14 protein-coding genes are annotated in these 17,129 nt (G+C 26.3%); 10 read left to right on the top strand and 4 right to left on the bottom strand.

Going from position 1 to position 17,129, the window contains the following annotated elements; genetic code table 11:
* Window positions 1-65: 65 nt before the first annotated feature.
* The gene (locus AACT_RS10615) at window positions 66-500 is read left to right on the top strand and encodes an Lcl C-terminal domain-containing protein (RefSeq protein ID WP_172126776.1); all 435 of its coding nucleotides are present in this window, start codon (window positions 66-68) and stop codon (window positions 498-500) included.
* 62 nt (window positions 501-562) lie between these two features.
* Window positions 563-1,678, top strand: coding sequence for a PQQ-dependent sugar dehydrogenase (locus AACT_RS10610; RefSeq protein WP_172126775.1), 1,116 nt, complete (start codon window positions 563-565; stop codon window positions 1,676-1,678).
* 45 nt (window positions 1,679-1,723) lie between these two features.
* On the opposite strand, the gene AACT_RS10605 is transcribed toward AACT_RS10610, so the two are convergent.
* Together AACT_RS10605 and AACT_RS10600 are read right to left on the bottom strand one after the other, a co-directional pair.
* A complete protein-coding gene (locus tag AACT_RS10605; protein WP_172126774.1) occupies window positions 1,724-3,097 on the bottom strand; it encodes a dihydrolipoyl dehydrogenase family protein in 1,374 nt (457 codons plus the stop codon).
* A 24-nt stretch (window positions 3,098-3,121) separates the two neighbouring features.
* On the bottom strand, window positions 3,122-4,183 hold the full coding sequence (locus AACT_RS10600) for an agmatinase family protein (RefSeq protein WP_172126773.1): 1,062 nt from the start codon (window positions 4,181-4,183) through the stop codon (window positions 3,122-3,124).
* A gap of 332 nt (window positions 4,184-4,515) precedes the next feature.
* Between AACT_RS10600 and AACT_RS10595 the strand changes: the two genes are divergently transcribed.
* The 5 genes from AACT_RS10595 to AACT_RS10575 all read left to right on the top strand — a co-directional run bounded on the left by AACT_RS10595 (window position 4,516) and on the right by AACT_RS10575 (window position 9,932).
* Window positions 4,516-4,845 (top strand): gamma-glutamylcyclotransferase family protein, encoded by a 330-nt coding sequence (locus AACT_RS10595; protein WP_172126772.1) that lies wholly within the window; start codon window positions 4,516-4,518, stop codon window positions 4,843-4,845.
* Entirely contained in the window at window positions 4,846-5,922 is a 1,077-nt protein-coding gene (locus AACT_RS10590; RefSeq protein WP_172126771.1) for a DNA alkylation repair protein, read from the top strand.
* Window positions 5,906-6,376: a Cys-tRNA(Pro) deacylase gene (gene ybaK, locus AACT_RS10585; protein ID WP_172126770.1), complete on the top strand. Its 471-nt coding sequence runs from the start codon at window positions 5,906-5,908 to the stop codon at window positions 6,374-6,376. The genes AACT_RS10590 and ybaK overlap by 17 nt, the downstream gene beginning before the upstream one ends.
* Window positions 6,377-6,471: 95 nt before the next feature.
* A complete protein-coding gene (locus AACT_RS10580) occupies window positions 6,472-9,657 on the top strand; it encodes an NAD-glutamate dehydrogenase domain-containing protein (RefSeq protein ID WP_172126769.1) in 3,186 nt (1,061 codons plus the stop codon).
* A 68-nt stretch (window positions 9,658-9,725) separates the two neighbouring features.
* Window positions 9,726-9,932 (top strand): hypothetical protein, encoded by a 207-nt coding sequence (locus AACT_RS10575; RefSeq protein ID WP_172126768.1) that lies wholly within the window; start codon window positions 9,726-9,728, stop codon window positions 9,930-9,932.
* A 48-nt stretch (window positions 9,933-9,980) separates the two neighbouring features.
* Here the strand turns inward: AACT_RS10575 and AACT_RS10570 are convergent, their stop codons facing one another.
* A complete protein-coding gene (locus tag AACT_RS10570; protein WP_172126767.1) occupies window positions 9,981-12,536 on the bottom strand; it encodes a putative bifunctional diguanylate cyclase/phosphodiesterase in 2,556 nt (851 codons plus the stop codon).
* A 153-nt stretch (window positions 12,537-12,689) separates the two neighbouring features.
* Complete coding sequence (locus tag AACT_RS10565) at window positions 12,690-13,124, bottom strand: globin domain-containing protein (RefSeq protein WP_172126766.1); 435 nt, start codon at window positions 13,122-13,124, stop codon at window positions 12,690-12,692.
* Between the two features lie 140 nt (window positions 13,125-13,264).
* Between AACT_RS10565 and AACT_RS10560 the strand changes: the two genes are divergently transcribed.
* Genes AACT_RS10560 through AACT_RS10550 form a run of 3 tightly spaced genes read left to right on the top strand, consistent with a single transcriptional unit; the run spans window position 13,265 to window position 17,093 of the window.
* Window positions 13,265-13,861, top strand: a complete 597-nt coding sequence (locus tag AACT_RS10560; RefSeq protein ID WP_172126765.1) for a paraquat-inducible protein A — start codon at window positions 13,265-13,267, stop codon at window positions 13,859-13,861.
* Complete coding sequence (locus AACT_RS10555; protein WP_172126764.1) at window positions 13,862-14,443, top strand: paraquat-inducible protein A; 582 nt, start codon at window positions 13,862-13,864, stop codon at window positions 14,441-14,443. It abuts the gene before it with no gap.
* Window positions 14,436-17,093: an MlaD family protein gene (locus tag AACT_RS10550; protein WP_172126763.1), complete on the top strand. Its 2,658-nt coding sequence runs from the start codon at window positions 14,436-14,438 to the stop codon at window positions 17,091-17,093. The genes AACT_RS10555 and AACT_RS10550 overlap by 8 nt, the downstream gene beginning before the upstream one ends.
* The last annotated feature ends 36 nt before the right edge of the window (window positions 17,094-17,129 follow it).

Below are 17,129 nucleotides of genomic sequence, written 5' to 3'. Positions count from 1 at the left end.
TAATCAATACTATTTCAAATCTACTAAGTTATAATAAAATAAAATTTTTATTATAAGGTTAAATTATGAAAATCTTAAACGCTCTTATTTTTATGTCAATTCTTACTTATTCAAATGCTCAAATGATAAAAGAAAGTGAATTTATATTAAAAGATTCAAAAACAAATTTATTGTGGCAAGATACAAAAGAGGGCACGGTTATTAAAAGAGATTTTTTAGAAGCGCAAAATTATTGTCAAAATCTTGAACTTGATGGGTACAAAAATTGGCAGATGCCAAATTTTCTAGAATTATTTTCTATTGTAGATACAAAATCTTATAATCCAACATTGCCAAAAGAGTTTAAATATTTTGTATCTGATAATTACTGGTCAAGTAAAACTTTTGGACATGGAGCAAGTGGGGAAGCTTTTGTTGTGAATTTTTTATCAGGAGCTTTTAATAGAGAGTTAATGGTGGATAAATTTTATATAAGATGTGTGAAAGATTTGAATAAATAAAAAGGTAAAAGTAAATTTTAAATAGGTAGTATATATTAAATAAATTATCTAGGAGAAAAACTATGCATTTTATCTATTTATTTATAATATTACCTGTTCTTTTATTTTCTCAAACTATCCAATTTAAAAGTGAAGATACAAATATTACAGTTGAAAAGATAGCATCAAATTTAGGTGTTGTTTGGGGTATGACTTTTATTTCTGATAATGAACTTTTATTTACTGTTAAAACTGGTAAAATCGCTCTTTTAAATATAAAAACTAAAGAAATCAAAAATATTTCAAATCTTTCAAATACTCAAAACTTAAACTACACAGGACAAGGCGGATTATTAGATGTTCAAAAAAGTCCAAATTTTTTAAAAGACAATGAACTTTTTTTCACTTATGTAAAAGAAATAAAAGGTAAATCAACAACTGTATTAGCAAAGGCAAAACTACAAAATAATAAATTAATTAATTGGAATGATTTATTTATAAGTCAAGCTTTTTCAGATACTTCAAGACACTTTGGAAGTCGAATTACTTTTGATGAAGAAGGTCATCTATATTTTTCAATTGGAGATAGGGGAGTTAGAGAAAACTCACAAAATTTGTCTAACCATGCTGGAAGTATTATAAGACTTAATCTTGATGGCTCAATTCCAAGTGATAATCCTTTTATTAATAAAAAAGATGCACTTCCTGAAATTTATACTTATGGACATAGAAATCCTCAAGGACTTTTTTATGATAAAACAAGTAAAAATTTATGGAGTATAGAACATGGCCCAAGGGGTGGTGATGAAATAAATTTGATTGAAAAAGGTAAAAATTATGGTTGGCCTATCATCTCTTATGGAAAAGAGTATTGGAATGATTTTGCTGTTGGAGAATCAACAGCAAAAGAAGGAATGCAACAGCCTATTAAATACTATATTCCATCAATTGCTCCTAGTTCGCTTATGGTTTATAATGGGGATTTATTTAAAAAATACAAAGGTAATATTTTTTCTGGAGCTTTAAAATTAACACATTTAAATAGAATTGTTCTTGATAAGAGTAACAATGTGATAAAAGAAGAGAGATTATTAGAAAATTTAAATGAGAGAATAAGAAATGTAATTCAATCTTCTGATGGTAAGATTTATATTTCTAGCGATAGTGGAAATATTTATATGTTAAGTACCAAAAATTAAAAAGCAGATTATCTGCTTTTTAACTAAAAAATCTTTTTTTCATATTTAACTTTTTTTATTATACTTTTCAACTTCTTTTACAGCTGCAACAGCTGCTGGAAGTAAAGCTTCACTTAATGCTGGATGAATATAAAGCATTTCTTTTATATGTCTTACATCGTTATTTATATGCATTACTGCTAAGACTTGATGCATCATAGTTGAACTTTCAGGTCCTATCATATGACATCCTAATATTTCATAATTATCTGGATTTATAAGAAACTTAGTAACTGGATAGTGTAGTCTAGTTGACATAGCTTTTGCACTTGCTAACCAGTTTGTAGTACTTGTTATATATTTTATATTTTTCTCTTTTGCTTTTTGCTCTGTTATTCCAACACTTGCAATTTCAGGTTCTGTAAAAACTGCATGGGGCATATATTTAAAATATAAAGGTTCTTTACAATCTTCTAGTAATATTTTTCCTAGATGATTTATTTCATAAGCAGCTGCGTGCTGAAGCATGTGTTTTCCTGATGCATCTCCTACTACATAAACTCCTTTTGCATTTGTTTCAAAAAGCTTATCTCTTTTTATAAAACCTCTTTTATCTATTTGAATAGATGTATTTTCAAGGTTTAATGTATCTGTATTTGATTGTCTTCCTGTTGCATAAAGAAGGGCATCACTTTGATGTTCTTTTGTAGTTCCATCTTTATTTTCAAGGATAAGATTAAATTGATTATTTTCATAATTTGTAGTTTTAATACTTGTATCAAATAAAATATCCATTTTTTTACTAAATTCATCTTTAAAAATTGCAGATATCTCTTCGTCTTCGTTACTTAAAATTCTTTGACTTCTAACTAGTAGTGTAGTTTTAATTCCAACACCTGAAAAAAAGCTTGCAAGCTCACAAGCAATAAAACCAGCTCCAACAATAGTAATAGACTTTGGAATATCGCCAAGTAAAGGAAATATATCATCACTAGTCCAAGCTTTTTCATGGGGAGCTTCTATAGGTCTTGTTCCCGTTGCAATTACTATTTTAGGAGCTGTTAATTGCTCATCATTTACTTTTACTATATTATTTGAAATAAATGAACCTTCACCTTTGAAGATTTGAACATTTTCATTAAATTTATTTTCATATATTGAATCGATTTTTGAAATATAACTGTTTGTTTTTTCAAATATTTTTTTTATATCAATACTATTTATAGATGAGTCAATAAAATGTCTTTGGGATTCTTTTATTGCATTTGCAACGTGTGCATAACCTAATAATAGTTTTGAAGGTACACAACCTCTATTTGGGCAAGTTCCGCCTAAAGTTGACTTTTCTATTAAAGCAACTTTTTTACCAGCTTTACCAGCACTAACAGCTAGATTGCTGGCTCTTCCTGCTCCAATAATAATTAAATCAAATTCTTTCATTATGTATCCTTCTTTTTAATGGACTTATTTGTATGGTATTTTACCTTGACTAGCTAATAATGCTCCGCAAAGTTGGTATAAAATCCTAGAACCAACATTTGCATCCCAACCATCAACACTATCACCAACTTCACATAAGTCAAAACCTATGATATTTCTTCCACTTCTTACCACCATAAATATTAGATGTTCTAATTCCCCATATCTTAATCCACCAGGAACAGGTGTTCCAGTATTTGGGCAGTTTAATGGCTCTAATCCATCTATATCTATTGATAGGTATACATTTCTTGGAAGTTTTTCAATATAGGGTGAAAAAACATTTTCTAATGAAACCCCCCAAGCTAATTGTTGTTGCATATCAGTGTCATACAAACATGCACCTTTATATCCATAGTTAAACAATCTTTGAGATTCTTCACTACTATAATCTCTAATTCCAAATTGAACTAAATTAGAAATTTTGTCACATTCATTCATTGCATTATAAAAAATAGAAGCATGAGAATATGTAAAACCTTCATATGCCTTTCTTAAATCATGATGTGCATCAACATGTAAGATTCCAAATCGCTCATTTTGAGTATCATTTAAAGCTTTGATAAGTCCAAGTGGAGATGAGTGATCACCACCAACAACTCCTACAAATTTACTTTTATTTAATTGTTCTATTGATTTTTCATATACTGCATTGTTTAATGTATCTGAAGCTTCATTTACAAAGTTTAGAGCTTTCTTACTTTTTTTACCATTTTCTAAGGCTTCAATAACTTTTAAAGCTTTTTTTCTGGCTTTATTACTTAGTTTTAATAGACTTTTATCAGTTTCAAGCATGGCAATACCAGCTGTATATGGCTTAATATAATGATATGTTTCAACATCAAGTTGATGACTTGAAAGTCTCATAGCATCAGGAGCAAGTGCAGTCCCTTCACCATATGAAACAGTAGCTTCCCATGGAACTGGAACTAAAACTAAACTAGCTTCTTGGGGATCTAATCTACCACCAATAAAACCATCACCTTCAACTGGAGGCAATCCTTGCTCTAATACTTTTATTTCTTCTTCTAAAGTTCTATATGACATATTGATTTCCTAATATATTGTATTTATTTAATTTTTGAATTATATGATAAATATGGAAATAATAAAGTTAATTTTTTGCTTTATTTATAATATTAAGTTTTAATTTTGCCACATATTAAAATTGTATAAAAACTTTTTAATTAGAATTAATAAATTTTATTGTAAATTAACACACAATGAAGAAAAATTATTTTCTAATATAGTACATTTATAAGTACAACTTGGATTAGTTCTCAAAACTAAAAAAAGATTTTTTGAAGAAATAATAAATGGTTCAAAATCCTAAATGAACTTAAATATTTTACAAATATAAAATTATACGAGGAATAAATATGGAAAAATTATTTATATATGGAACCCTAGCTCCTGGAAGACCAAATGAACATAAATTAAGTGATATTGATGGTATTTGGGAAGAGGGAATTGTTAAAGGAGTTTTACATCAAGAAGGATGGGGTTCTGATCTTGGGTTTCCTGGAATTATATTAGATGAAAATGCAAATGAAATTAAAGGTTTTCTATTTACTTCAAAGGAACTTTATAAAAAATTGGATGAATTAGATAGCTTTGAAGGAGAAGAGTATCGTAGGGTTCTTGTAAAAGTTACATTAAACGGTGGAAATACAACTTATGCATATATTTATGAATTAAATCAAAAGTAAATGTTAAAAAATGTATATACAAAAGAGTATATAAAAAATCTAGCTTTAAAAATAAAAGATAATTATAAAGAATTTGATACAGATAAATTTATAGATTCTATTTTTGATAATACTTGGGAAAGTCTAGAATTAAAAGCTCGTATGCGACATATTGCAATTAATTTAGATAAACGTTTAGCTCTTACTTATGATAAACAGTTGGAAATACTAAAAGAAGTATCAAAAGATTTTAGCTCATTTGAAGCTATGTTTTTTCAGGATTTTGTTGAGGTTTTTGGCCTTGATGATTTTGAAGAGTCTATGAAAGCATTGGAAGTTTTTACACAAGATTCAAGTAGTGAGTTTGCTATTCGGCAATTTATTTTAAAATACGAAGATAAAACTATGACACAAATGAAAATCTGGAGTCAAAGTTCAAATGAACATTTAAGAAGGCTTTCTTGTGAAGGTTGTAGACCTAGACTTCCTTGGGCTATTGCATTGTCTAAGTTTAAAAAAGATCCAACAAAAGTATTTGAAATAATTGAGTTTTTAAAAAATGATAAAAGTTTGTATGTTAAAAAATCAGTGGCAAATAATCTAAATGATATTTCAAAAGATAATCCACATTTAGTAATAAATTTTATAAAAACAAATCTTGGAGTTTCAAAAAATCTTGATTGGATTTGTAAGCATGCATCTAGAACACTTTTAAAAAAAGCTGATAAAGAGATTTTAAAACTTTTTTCTTTTGATAAATCAAAACATGTGGATATACAAAACTTTTCTTGTGATTTAAGTGTTAAAATAAATGAAAGTCTAAATTTCTCTTTTGAATTAGTATCCCAAGAAGAGATTGGAAATGTAAGAATAGAATATGCTATTGATTATCTAAAATCAAATAAAAATCATAATAAAAAAGTCTTTATGATAAGTCAGAATGAGATAAAATCAAATTCAAAAAAATTTATAAAAAAACAAAGCTTTAAAAATATGAGCACAAGAAAACACTATTTAGGGATTCATTATATTTCTATTTTAATAAATGGTGAAGAAATTATAAAAAAGGAGTTTTTACTAGATGACACCTGCAATTAATTTACTGAAAAAGAACAAATGTGATTTTAAAGTTCACAAATATGACCATGACCCTGCTTGCACAGATTTTGGAGATGAAGCTGTAGAAAAGTTAGGTTTAGATGCAAATCAAGTTTATAAAACTCTATTAGTAGAACTTACGCCAAAAGAGTTGGTTGTTTGTGTTCTACCTGTATCAAATCAATTAAGCTTAAAAGAGGTGGCATCTGCTTTTGGTGTAAAAAAAGCTGTAATGGCAAATAAAGATGAAGCTCAAAAAGTAACAGGTTATTTGCTTGGAGGTATTTCTCCTTTAGGACAAAAAAAGCTATTAAGAACAGTTTTAGATGAGAGTGTAAATAGTTTTAAAACTATTTTTATAAGTGGTGGGAAACGTGGACTTGATATAGAAGTTAAGCCTAGTGATTTACAAAAATTACTTAAAGCAAAAATATGTGAAATAAAGGCTGTTTAAAGAAAATACAGTTATATAAATAATCATTTATTTAACAATTATTTAAGTTATTAAGAGTAGTATATTCATATTATACTTTTTACAAGGACTTAAATATGGCTACTCATGATATTAACGCAATTTGTTCTCAACTTTTAACAAGTGATGATTTAAATGTTGATGAACAACTTTTTAATGAAGTTCTAGAAAATAGAATTGTTACAAAAATATTAGATAATAAAGATAGTAAATATATAAAAATTTTCTCAAAAGAACAACTTTTTTTATCTCATATAACACCACTTTTGCACAATATTGGATTTGAGATTATTGATGAGGTGACTTATAATGTTACCCATAAAAAAGATTTAATTTTTATTTCAAGATTTAATTTAAATATTTCTGATCTGAAAAAATTGGATATTGCAAAAGATAATATTGAAAATATAGTTACACAATCTTTACAAGATCCAACAGTAAAACACTCAAAAGCTTTTTCTTTAGTTTATGAACAGAACTTAAATTTCAGAAAAATTATGATTTTAAGAGCATTTATTGAGTACCTAGACCAAGCAGTTCTTACTGTTAATTCAGCAGCAATTTTAAATACGTTTACAACATATCACTCAATTACAGCTTTATTTGTTGAGTATTTTCTTACAAAATTTGATCCAAAAATTAAAAATAAAAATGAGCTATTAATAAAAATAGAAGAAGATATAAAACAAAAGATAAAACTAGTACCCCAAATACTTGATGATAAAATTTTAAACTTAACATTACAATTTCTAAGGTCACTTTTAAGAACAAACTATTTTTTAAATAAAGAGACAATCTCTTTTAAAATTGATACAAAAAACTTTGGAAAAGATTTAAAAGGTTTACAACCAAATCTTGAAAATTTTATTTATCATAGGGATTTCTATGGTATTCATTTAAGAATGACAAAAATTTCAAGAGGAGGACTTAGATGGTCTGATAGACATGATGACTATCGACAAGAAGTTAAATCTCTAATGATTACTCAAGAGGGTAAAAACTCTATTATTATTCCAGATGGTGCAAAAGGCGGATTTGTAATAAACAAAGATTCAAGTGAAATTACAAAAGAGTTTTTTACGCAAATTTATTCGCTATTTATAAATGCAAATTTAGATTTAGTTGATAATATGATTGATGGAAAAATTGTAAAAAATCCTGATGTTGTTTCTTATGATGAAGATGATGCTTATTTCGTAGTTGCTGCTGATAAGGGAACTGCATCTATGAGTGATGTTGCAAATGGTATTGCAAAACAAAGAGAGTTTTGGTTGGGGGATGCATTTGCAAGTGGAGGAAGTAATGGTTTTGGACATAAAGATTTAGGAATCACTGCTCGAGGTGCAATGGTATCAACTCAAAGATTTTTTATTGAAGAGGGTATTGATATTCATAAAGAAGAGATCTCTGTTGTGGGAATTGGTTCTATGAGTGGGGATGTTTTTGGAAATGGAATGATGGAATCAGAAAAATTCAACCTTCTTGCTGCTATTTCTCAAAGGGAAATATTTATTGATCCAAAACCTGATATTGAAAAATCATATATGGAAAGAAAAAGACTTTTTGAATCACAAAACGGTGGTTGGGAAAACTATGATCTTAAGCTAATCTCAAAAGGTGGTGGAATTTTTAAACGAAATGATAAGCAAATAGAGTTAAGTCCTGAAATACAAAAATTAATAAAATGCACTAAAAAAACAATTTCAGGTGAAGAGTTATGTAAAAAACTTCTTACTCTTGATGTTGATTTATTATTTAATGGCGGAGTGGGAACCTATGTAAAAGCAAGTGATGAAAATAATCTTGATTTAGGTGATAAACAAAATGAAGCTGTAAGAGTAGATGCAAGTGAATTAAAAGCAAAAATAGTATGTGAGGGCGGAAATTTAGGTTTTACTCAAAAAGCTAGAATAGAATTCGCTTTAAAAGGTGGTAGAATAAATCAAGATGCTATTGATAACGCAGCAGGTGTAAATACTTCAGATCATGAAGTGAATTTAAAAATTCTATTAAACATAATAAAAAATCAAGGTATTTTAAGTGAGCAACAAACTAGGGATACTTTGCAATCTTTAACTCAAGCAGTTGTTGAACTAGTTCTTCAAAATAACTACGATCAAGCTTGTATAATATCTATTGATGAGCAATTTTCAAGAAAATATCCAAATGATTATATAAAAGCAATTGAAATTTTAGAAAGTGAAGTAGAAGCATTTAATAGAAGAGATTTCTATATTCCTAAAAATGAAAATTTAAGTGATATTATTGATATAAATGATTCTATTGTTAGACCAGTTTTAGGATCACTACTTTCTTACAGTAAAATTTTTCTTAAAAAAATATTACTAGATTCAACACTTATAGATGAGCCTTTTGCTCAACAATATTTATTTAGATATTTCCCAAAATCGTTTGTTGGTGCATATGAACAACAAATAGCACATCACCCTTTAAAAAGAGAAATAATAGCAACTATGATGGCTGATATTGTAATAAACAATCAAGGAATTACTTTTATTTCAGATTATAATAAACTTGGAAATGATAAATTTTTATTAAAAATAAAATCATATTTACTTGTAAAATTATTATTTGGAACAAAAGAGATTAGAGAAAAAATATATGCACAAGATGCAATTATGCCTGTTGAAAAACAATATAAACTAATAAATAAACTAGAATATGTTTTATATTCAAGTACAAAGTGGATGGTAAAATATCTTCAAAAAAATCAATTAGATTCAGTACATATTTTAGATCATAAATCTGAATTATTTGCTTTACTATCAGAAGTTCATAATGAAAAAGTTGAAGTCATAATCAAAGGTGATGATGAGTTTAATAAATTTTATAGTGTTATTGATTATTTAAGATTTGCAATTGCTGCTATTATAGTAAAAGAAAATACGCCACATTCTTTTAAAGATGTAATAGTATTGTTTTATTCTTTAATTCATGAGTTTAATATCTTAGATATTATTCTTGCTTTAAATAAAATCAAAGTTGTAAATGCAAGTGATATGGCTTTGAGAAATCAAGTGTTACAATTTATTGAGTATATTGTTGTTCACTATACAAAAAAGATTTTAGAATTCCAAAGAGTTAATGAAGAACCTAATATTGCATTTGCAAATTTCATAGCAAATGAAAAAGATAAATTTTATAAAATCAGAGATTATTTAGATACTTTTATGGCTAAAGAAAATAAAGATATTAAAGATATTACAATTACAGTAAATCAGTTAATGGTTTCTTTAATATAAGTTAAATTTATAATTATTAATATAAGAAATTATTAGATATACTTATGAAAAATATAAAGGAGTAAATTATGAGTAATTTTAATAATGAACCAAGTTTAGATAAAATAGATGATTATAACGGAAATGAATCAAAACAAAAAAGAAATACAGTTAGATTAATTGTGATTTTTTGTTTAGTTGTTGGAGCTGTAATTGCTTATTTTAAAACAACATCTCTTCCTGATGATTATATAGGAACGCCTGAACAACCAGGAATTAATACAAGTAAAAAATAAATATAAAAATAGTACTAGTTTCTAGTACTATTTTATAAGTTATAATTTTTATTTTAAAGAGATAAATTTATCTATTGGTTTTCCAATATGATAACCTTGGTAATAATCGATTTCTAAAAGATTTAAAACTTCAACTATTTCTTGGCTTTCTACAAATTCAGCAATTATTTTAATATTTAGCTCTTTAGCTAGTGTTACTATACTATTTACAAAGGCTCTATCTTTTATATCTTTATCTATATTTATAATAAAATCACCATCTATTTTGATGTAATCAATAGGAAATTTTTTAATATAGTGGAAAGATGAAAATCCTGAACCAAAATCATCAATAGCAAATTTGTATCCTTCAGCTTTTAAAGCATGAACAAATTTTTCTAATAGAGAGAAATTTTTTACAGTCTCTCTTTCTGTTATTTCAAATACAATATGTTCTTTCACAATTCCATAAGTTTTTACAAAATTATTTATTTTATTAATGAAATCTCCCATGATTAAAGATTTAGGTGATAAGTTTATAAATAAAATACCTTCATAGTTTGTTTCTCGTATTTTTTTAAAGGCTTTTTCAATAACCATTAAATCCATAGTATTTATTAATCCTCTAGCTTCTGCAATTTCGATAAATTCATAAGCTGAAACGATTCTACCATCTTGGTTTATTCTCATTAATAACTCATGAATTACTAAATCATTATTTGATAAAGATGGTTTTATTGGTTGAAAATAAGCTTCTATTTGATCATTTTCAATGGCCTTAATTAATAAAGAAGATTTTTCCTGATTATTTCTTAGAATAGAAGATATATCTTTTTGGTCAGGAATTCTAATAGAGTTTTTACCTTCTTCTTTTGCTTGATACATCATTGCATCTGCAATTACAAACATATCTGTTTGTGACATTGTATGTTGAGGATATACACAAATTCCTGTTGAAATAGTAAGACCAACTTTTGTATTATCAGGAGCTATTAGTTTTTTATTTGCTATTCTTTCTGCTATTCTTTTTGCGACTGTTAATGCACCGTTTTCATCACATTCAGGAAGTATGATAGTAAATTCATCTCCACCATATCTAGCAGCAACATCTTCAGGTCTTTTTTCTTCTTCTAGAATATCAGCTATTGTTTGTAAAAATTTATCACCAAAGGCATGTCCAAAGTTATCATTAATAGGTTTAAAATTATCACAATCAATTACCATTAAAGCAAATGAATATTCATGTCTATTTGCTCTTTTAATTTCATAACTCATCATGTCGTTAAATACTCTTTGATTAAATAAATCAGTCAATGGATCACGTGCAGCGTAATATTCTAAGTCTTGAGTATATTTATTAATAGCTTTTACTGAACCCACTAAATTTGCCATAGTTGTTAAAATAGAATCAATAACGATATATCTAATAGGATCATTTGAAAAAGCTGATTGTAATCCAATTCCTACAATTCCACCAATCTTTGGACTATCTAAAAATAAAGATTTAGAACGATATTCTATCTCTTCTTCTCTTACTTCATTAAGACACTTATTTCTATCTGCAACTATATGTTTAATTGTAAAATCACTCATTCCTTGGAAATATTCTGAGTCTTTAATTGTTTTATTTATGTATTTTTCAAAAACATTTTTTTGTATTTCTTTTGGCATTCCTAACCAAAAAATGTCAACTTCAAACTGGTCATCTCCTACTCTAAAAACAGTCATTAAAGTATATGTTTCCATGATTTTGTTAATTTCAATTAATAATTCACTAATATACTCTTTCCAATCTTTTACAACTTCTGAGGTAATAATAAATTTATCTAGAAGTCTTATTTCAAACTCTAATAATTCTTTATCAACAGCAATTCCTTTTAATTTTTCTGCCATTAAATCTACATTATTAACAATTTCATTAAACTCTTTAAAGTGCAAATCAATATTTTTTGAATCAAATTCTTTAAAATCTTGTACAGAGTTTATATTTTTAACTTTATTATTAAATAAAGTTAAACTATCAACTATTTGTTTACTTGTATATCTTGAAGATAAAAATGCAGAAAGATAAAATAAAGGAATGATTATTAGAAAAAATGCAATAAATTGATATTTAGATTCATGAAAAACATCATTTAAATCTTGTTTTACTTCTAATACACCTAAAACATCACCTTCAATAGTATTTACATGACATGAAATACAATCTGTTTTTACTTTTAGAGGTATTATTGTTCTTACTGTATTATTTTCAAAACTTTCAAAGTTTCCAATCTTTCCATTTAGTACATCTATTAATGTTATATCTTTTTGTTTTTCTTGTATTTCACCAAAAATTTCTTTTACTTTTTGAGCTCTATATATATTTATTTCATAATTGCTACTTACAAAATTATCTTCCAATGATTTTGTAAATATATTAACATCATCTTTACTCCATCCTTTTTTCATAACTTGGTACATTGAAGAAAAAATTTGATTTGATATGGCTTGAGAATGTTTTAATGCTTCTTGTTTTGTAAGGGTTGTGTGTAAATAAGTGCTAAATACAAAGCATATTAAAAAAATTATTGAAACGAGAATAATTTGTCCTGAAAAAATATAATTTTTGAAAGTTTTTGGCATAATTGATCCTAATAAGAAATAACTTTATTATCATATCAAAAAAAATATTTATTTTAAGTATATTTTTTGTAAAAATATTATTAAATTAAGAAACATTACGACAAATACAGGATAAATAATATTATTTAATAAAAATGGGCGAAGCCATTTTTATTATTTTTCAGGAGTATTCATCATCCAAATAGAAAAAATATCAAGATAGTTCCAGAAAGATTTTTTTAAGTCATCTGGCATGTTAAGTGGTGTTAAAACCATAATATAAGATTCTAACCATATCCTTCTAGCTTCTTGTGTAATAGCAAATGGTTGATGTCGTGCAGCCATCATTGGTGCTCCTCTATTTTCATTAAAATATGGATGTCCTCCACAAATTTGTATAAAGAAATCAGCTGAATGTTGTTTTGCAAGAGCAAAACCTTCATCACTTGGTGGGAATAATCCTTTTATGTTACTTTCTCTTAATAAATCATAGTGATCAGAAATTAACTTTCTCATTCCTTCTTCTCCTAAAAATTCTAAAACCTTTGGATCTGGCTTTACAACAGGAGGTCTAGTACCTAATTGTCCTTGTGTAATAGTAAATTGCATTTTTATTAACCTTTTAAAATATAGTATTGATTTGCATATTTGCAGATAACATAATACAATATATTAGATTTTAAACACTTTTTGTATTTAAAGAATATTAAGTGTGGTAAAATGCCGAGATTTTTTAAATTAGGATTTTGATGCATAAAAATATAAATACAATTGTAGAGTGCTATAGTTGTGGCTTATTTATAAAAAAAGAATTAAAAACAAATTTAGTACAACGATGTCCTAGATGTAATACAAAATTAAGTGGAAGTAAAAAACATTCAAAAGATTCTTTATATTTTGCTATTTCATCACTTCTTTTATTTGGAGTACTAAATATTTATCCAATTATGTCACTAAATATAAATGATACAGAATTACGAGCTTCATTGATTGGAACAGTGTCTATTTTACTCGAGCAAAACTTCTTTTTTGTAGCTGTGATTGTATTTTTTACAATTATTGTAGCTCCAATATTGAATTCTCTTGTAATAATACTTTCATTTATACAATCAAAAACGAAAATTAAGTTTTTTACAAAAACTTTGCTCCATGATAGTTTTCATTTCTTTCAACATTGGGGATTTATTGAAGTTTTTGTAGTAAGTATAATTGTTACGTATATTAAACTTATTGGATTAGTAAATTCAACAAAATTTGATATTGGCTTTTATGTTATGTTAGCATATGTTTTTTGTTTTTATATGTCTAATAAACGATTTGAGGGAAAAAGTGTTTTTGGAGAATAGATGGTTTTAATATCTTGTAAAAATTGTCATAAAATGTATGAAAAAGAAAATTATGACGAATTTGTATGCACAAGATGCAAGCATAAAGTTAAGCGAAGAATTAGCTACTCTTTACAAACATCAATAGCACTTACAATTTGTGCAATTTTACTATATATCCCTGCTATGCTTTATCCTATGATGGAAGTTACTAAGCTTGGAGTTAAAGTTGAAAGTACAATTTTAGAAGGGGTTATTAGTTTCTTAGAGTATAAAAGTTACTTTATAGCTTTTGTGGTATTTGCAGCAAGTGTTGTGATACCTATAATAAAACTAGCAGGATTACTTTTTATTTTTATATCATTAGAAATAAATATAAAAATGGAAAATAAAACAAAAGTTAAAATCTTTAAATTTATAGAAGCTATTGGAAAATGGTCAATGATTGATATTTATGTTGTTGCAATTTTAGCTTCAGTTATACAGTTAGATGAGATTTTTAATATCAAAGGGGGAATTGCTGCGACCTCTTTTGCTTTGATGGTAGTATTAACAATGATAGCAGCACATAGATTTGATACAAGGATTATTTGGGATGAGTGAAATAGTTAAACAAGAGATAGAACAAGTAGTTTATAAACCAAAGATAGAACAAAAAAAACCAGTGTCTTTTATTTGGGTTTTACCTTTAATTATATTAGGAGTTTTAGGCTGGATTGCCTATGAATCTTATATGAAGAAAGGAACAAATATAACTGTTATTTTCAAAAGTGCAGAAGGCTTAAAAGAGGGTGTTACTCCTTTAGAATACAAAGGACTACAACTTGGAAAAGTTACGGAAATTAGTATGCATGAAGATTTAAAAAGTGTAAAAGTAAATATTCTTGTAAAAAAAGAAGTTGCTAAATATGTTGCAAATGAAAGTTCGCAATTTTGGATAAGAAAACCAACAATATCTTTAACAAAAATTTCAGGACTAAGTACATTAATTTCAGGACATAAAATAGAATTATCTCCAAAATTTAAAAAAGAAGAAGATTATAATAGTACTAATGAACAGTTATTTTTTGAGGGATTAGATACTCAACCAAATGACGAGTATGAAGATAATGGATACTATATATCTTTAATTGCAAACGATAAAGACAATGTTGAAATTGGGACTCCAATCTTTTATAATAAATTTCAAATCGGTGAGATTATTTCAAAAGAGTTTAAGTATGAAAAAGTTTTTTTAAGTGCATATATATATGATAAATTTAATTATTTAGTAAACCAAAGTTCAAAATTTGTTATAAATGAAGCATTAAAAGTAAATTATGGAGCAAGTGGATTAAACATTGAAGTTGGCTCTTTATACTCAGCATTAGTAGGTGGAGTTACAGTTGTTACACCAAATAAAGATGCAAAGAAAATAGAAAAAGAAGAAGTTTATACACTATTTGCAAAAAAAGATGATTTGCGAAAAAAAGAGTATTTTCATATTAACTTTGAAAAAGCAAATGGAATAGAAGAAAATAGTGCAATTATTTATAAAGGTATTGAAATAGGGCGAATATTAACAGTAGGCTTACAAAATGAAATTCTACAAACAAAAGCCTATGTTTATGATGATTATAGATATTTACTTACAAATAACACTAAGTTTTTTGTTGAAGAGCCAACTGTTTCTATTGAAGGAGTTGAAAATCTTGGAAATATAGTAAAAGGAAACTTTGTATCTTTAGTTTATAAAGAAGGAACCTTTAATAATATTTTTAAAGCTATTGATAAAAAAGATATAAATAAAAATAATAGATCAATTAAGTTAGAACTTTATAGTGATAGCCTAAATTCTATTAGTGAAAAATCAAAAATATATTATAAAAATATTGAAGTGGGGAAAGTTGATAGTTATAGTTTAACTTCAAATTTACAAAAAGTAAAAATTGTAGTTTCTATTGATGATCAATATAAAGATTTAATAAATGACCATATACTTTTTTATGATATGAGTTCAAAATTAGTTGAAATGAAAGCTTTAGATTTAAATATAAATTATAGTGGAGTTGAACCTTTATTAAATGGGGCTATTGGAATTGTTGGTGAAAAAAGAAGTGAAAAATTAACAAAAAAAGAGTTTAAACTTTATAGCTCATTCAAAGACGTTGAAAAATTAAAAAAAGTGTATAACACTGGAATTACAATAGATGCATTTTTTGATAATGATTTTGAAATCAAACCTAATATGGCAATAATTTATAAAAATCAAGAAATAGGATTTGTAAAAGATATAGATTTTGATGATAGAAGATCAACAGTTAGATTATTTATTTATACTCCATTTCAAAAATATATTACTAAAAAAAGTAGATTTTATAAAAAGGGAATTGTAAATTTAAAAGCTAGTTTAAGTGGTGTTTTATTTGAAGTTGATAATTTCACTTCGCTTTTAGAAGGCTCAATTCATCTTGATACAGATTCTCCTATAACTTATAATAATTATGAAGTTTTCTCAAGTGAAGATGCTATGAAAAATTCATCAAATAGTATTAGTATTGTTTTTGATGATGTTGAAGGTGTTCAAGAAAACTTTTCACAACTTACATACAAAGGTGTAAATGTAGGGAAAGTTACAAAAGTATCATTAAATAAAGATCAAAAAGTTGAAGTAAAAGCAATTATATATGATGATTATGCCTCTTTTGCTAAAGAAGGAACAATCTATTATTTAAAAAAACCAAGAATTTCGCTACAAGAAATTGCAAATGCAGGCTCAACTGTAATGGCTGTAAATATAGGTGTAATCAAAAGTACAAGTGCGAATACACAAACAAAATTTGATGGATTAAAAGATCAACCTTCTGTTGAAAAATCTCATTTTGGTACAGTTTTCCAAGTAGAAGATAGTACAGCATCAAGTGTAAATGTTGATGCTCCTGTTTATTATAAAAATGTTCAAATAGGAAAAGTAAGTAAAGTTGATTTAAGTAGTGATGGATCAAAAGTTATTGTTGACTGTTTAATTGATGATAAATATAAAAAATTTGTTCGAAAAAACTCTGAATTCTATGACATAAGTGGTTTTGAAATGAAATTCTCAATTTTTTCTGGTTCAAAAATTGAATCAAATACTTTTACTAGTATATTAAAAGGTGGAATTGTAGTTGTTACTCCTTATGAATATAATGAAATTGCAAGTTCTAAAGATAAATTTATTTTAAATAAAACATTAAGGGAAGATTGGAAAAGTATAAGCCCAAGTATTAAATAATTTTTGTATTTACTTTTGTTTACTATTTATTTAAAT

The sequence above is a fragment of the Arcobacter acticola genome, from assembly GCF_013177675.1.
In the GTDB taxonomy this organism is placed as follows: Bacteria; Campylobacterota; Campylobacteria; order Campylobacterales; family Arcobacteraceae; genus Aliarcobacter; species Aliarcobacter acticola.
This window is presented reverse-complemented; position numbering and strand designations above follow the sequence as displayed.

Bases quoted from the DNA above. Each gene is read 5' to 3' on its own strand.
- AACT_RS10575 (WP_172126768.1), top strand. From the start codon at position 9,726: ATGAGTAATTTTAATAATGAACCAAGTTTAGATAAAATAGATGATTAT.
- AACT_RS10590 (WP_172126771.1), top strand. From the start codon at position 4,846: ATGTTAAAAAATGTATATACAAAAGAGTATATAAAAAATCTAGCTTTA.
- AACT_RS10565 (WP_172126766.1), bottom strand. From the start codon at position 13,124: ATGCAATTTACTATTACACAAGGACAATTAGGTACTAGACCTCCTGTT.
- AACT_RS10595 (WP_172126772.1), top strand. From the start codon at position 4,516: ATGGAAAAATTATTTATATATGGAACCCTAGCTCCTGGAAGACCAAAT.
- ybaK (WP_172126770.1), top strand. From the start codon at position 5,906: ATGACACCTGCAATTAATTTACTGAAAAAGAACAAATGTGATTTTAAA.
- AACT_RS10560 (WP_172126765.1), top strand. From the start codon at position 13,265: ATGCATAAAAATATAAATACAATTGTAGAGTGCTATAGTTGTGGCTTA.
- AACT_RS10615 (WP_172126776.1), top strand. From the start codon at position 66: ATGAAAATCTTAAACGCTCTTATTTTTATGTCAATTCTTACTTATTCA.
- AACT_RS10605 (WP_172126774.1), bottom strand. From the start codon at position 3,097: ATGAAAGAATTTGATTTAATTATTATTGGAGCAGGAAGAGCCAGCAAT.
- AACT_RS10610 (WP_172126775.1), top strand. From the start codon at position 563: ATGCATTTTATCTATTTATTTATAATATTACCTGTTCTTTTATTTTCT.
- AACT_RS10570 (WP_172126767.1), bottom strand. From the start codon at position 12,536: ATGCCAAAAACTTTCAAAAATTATATTTTTTCAGGACAAATTATTCTC.
- AACT_RS10580 (WP_172126769.1), top strand. From the start codon at position 6,472: ATGGCTACTCATGATATTAACGCAATTTGTTCTCAACTTTTAACAAGT.
- AACT_RS10555 (WP_172126764.1), top strand. From the start codon at position 13,862: ATGGTTTTAATATCTTGTAAAAATTGTCATAAAATGTATGAAAAAGAA.
- AACT_RS10550 (WP_172126763.1), top strand. From the start codon at position 14,436: ATGAGTGAAATAGTTAAACAAGAGATAGAACAAGTAGTTTATAAACCA.
- AACT_RS10600 (WP_172126773.1), bottom strand. From the start codon at position 4,183: ATGTCATATAGAACTTTAGAAGAAGAAATAAAAGTATTAGAGCAAGGA.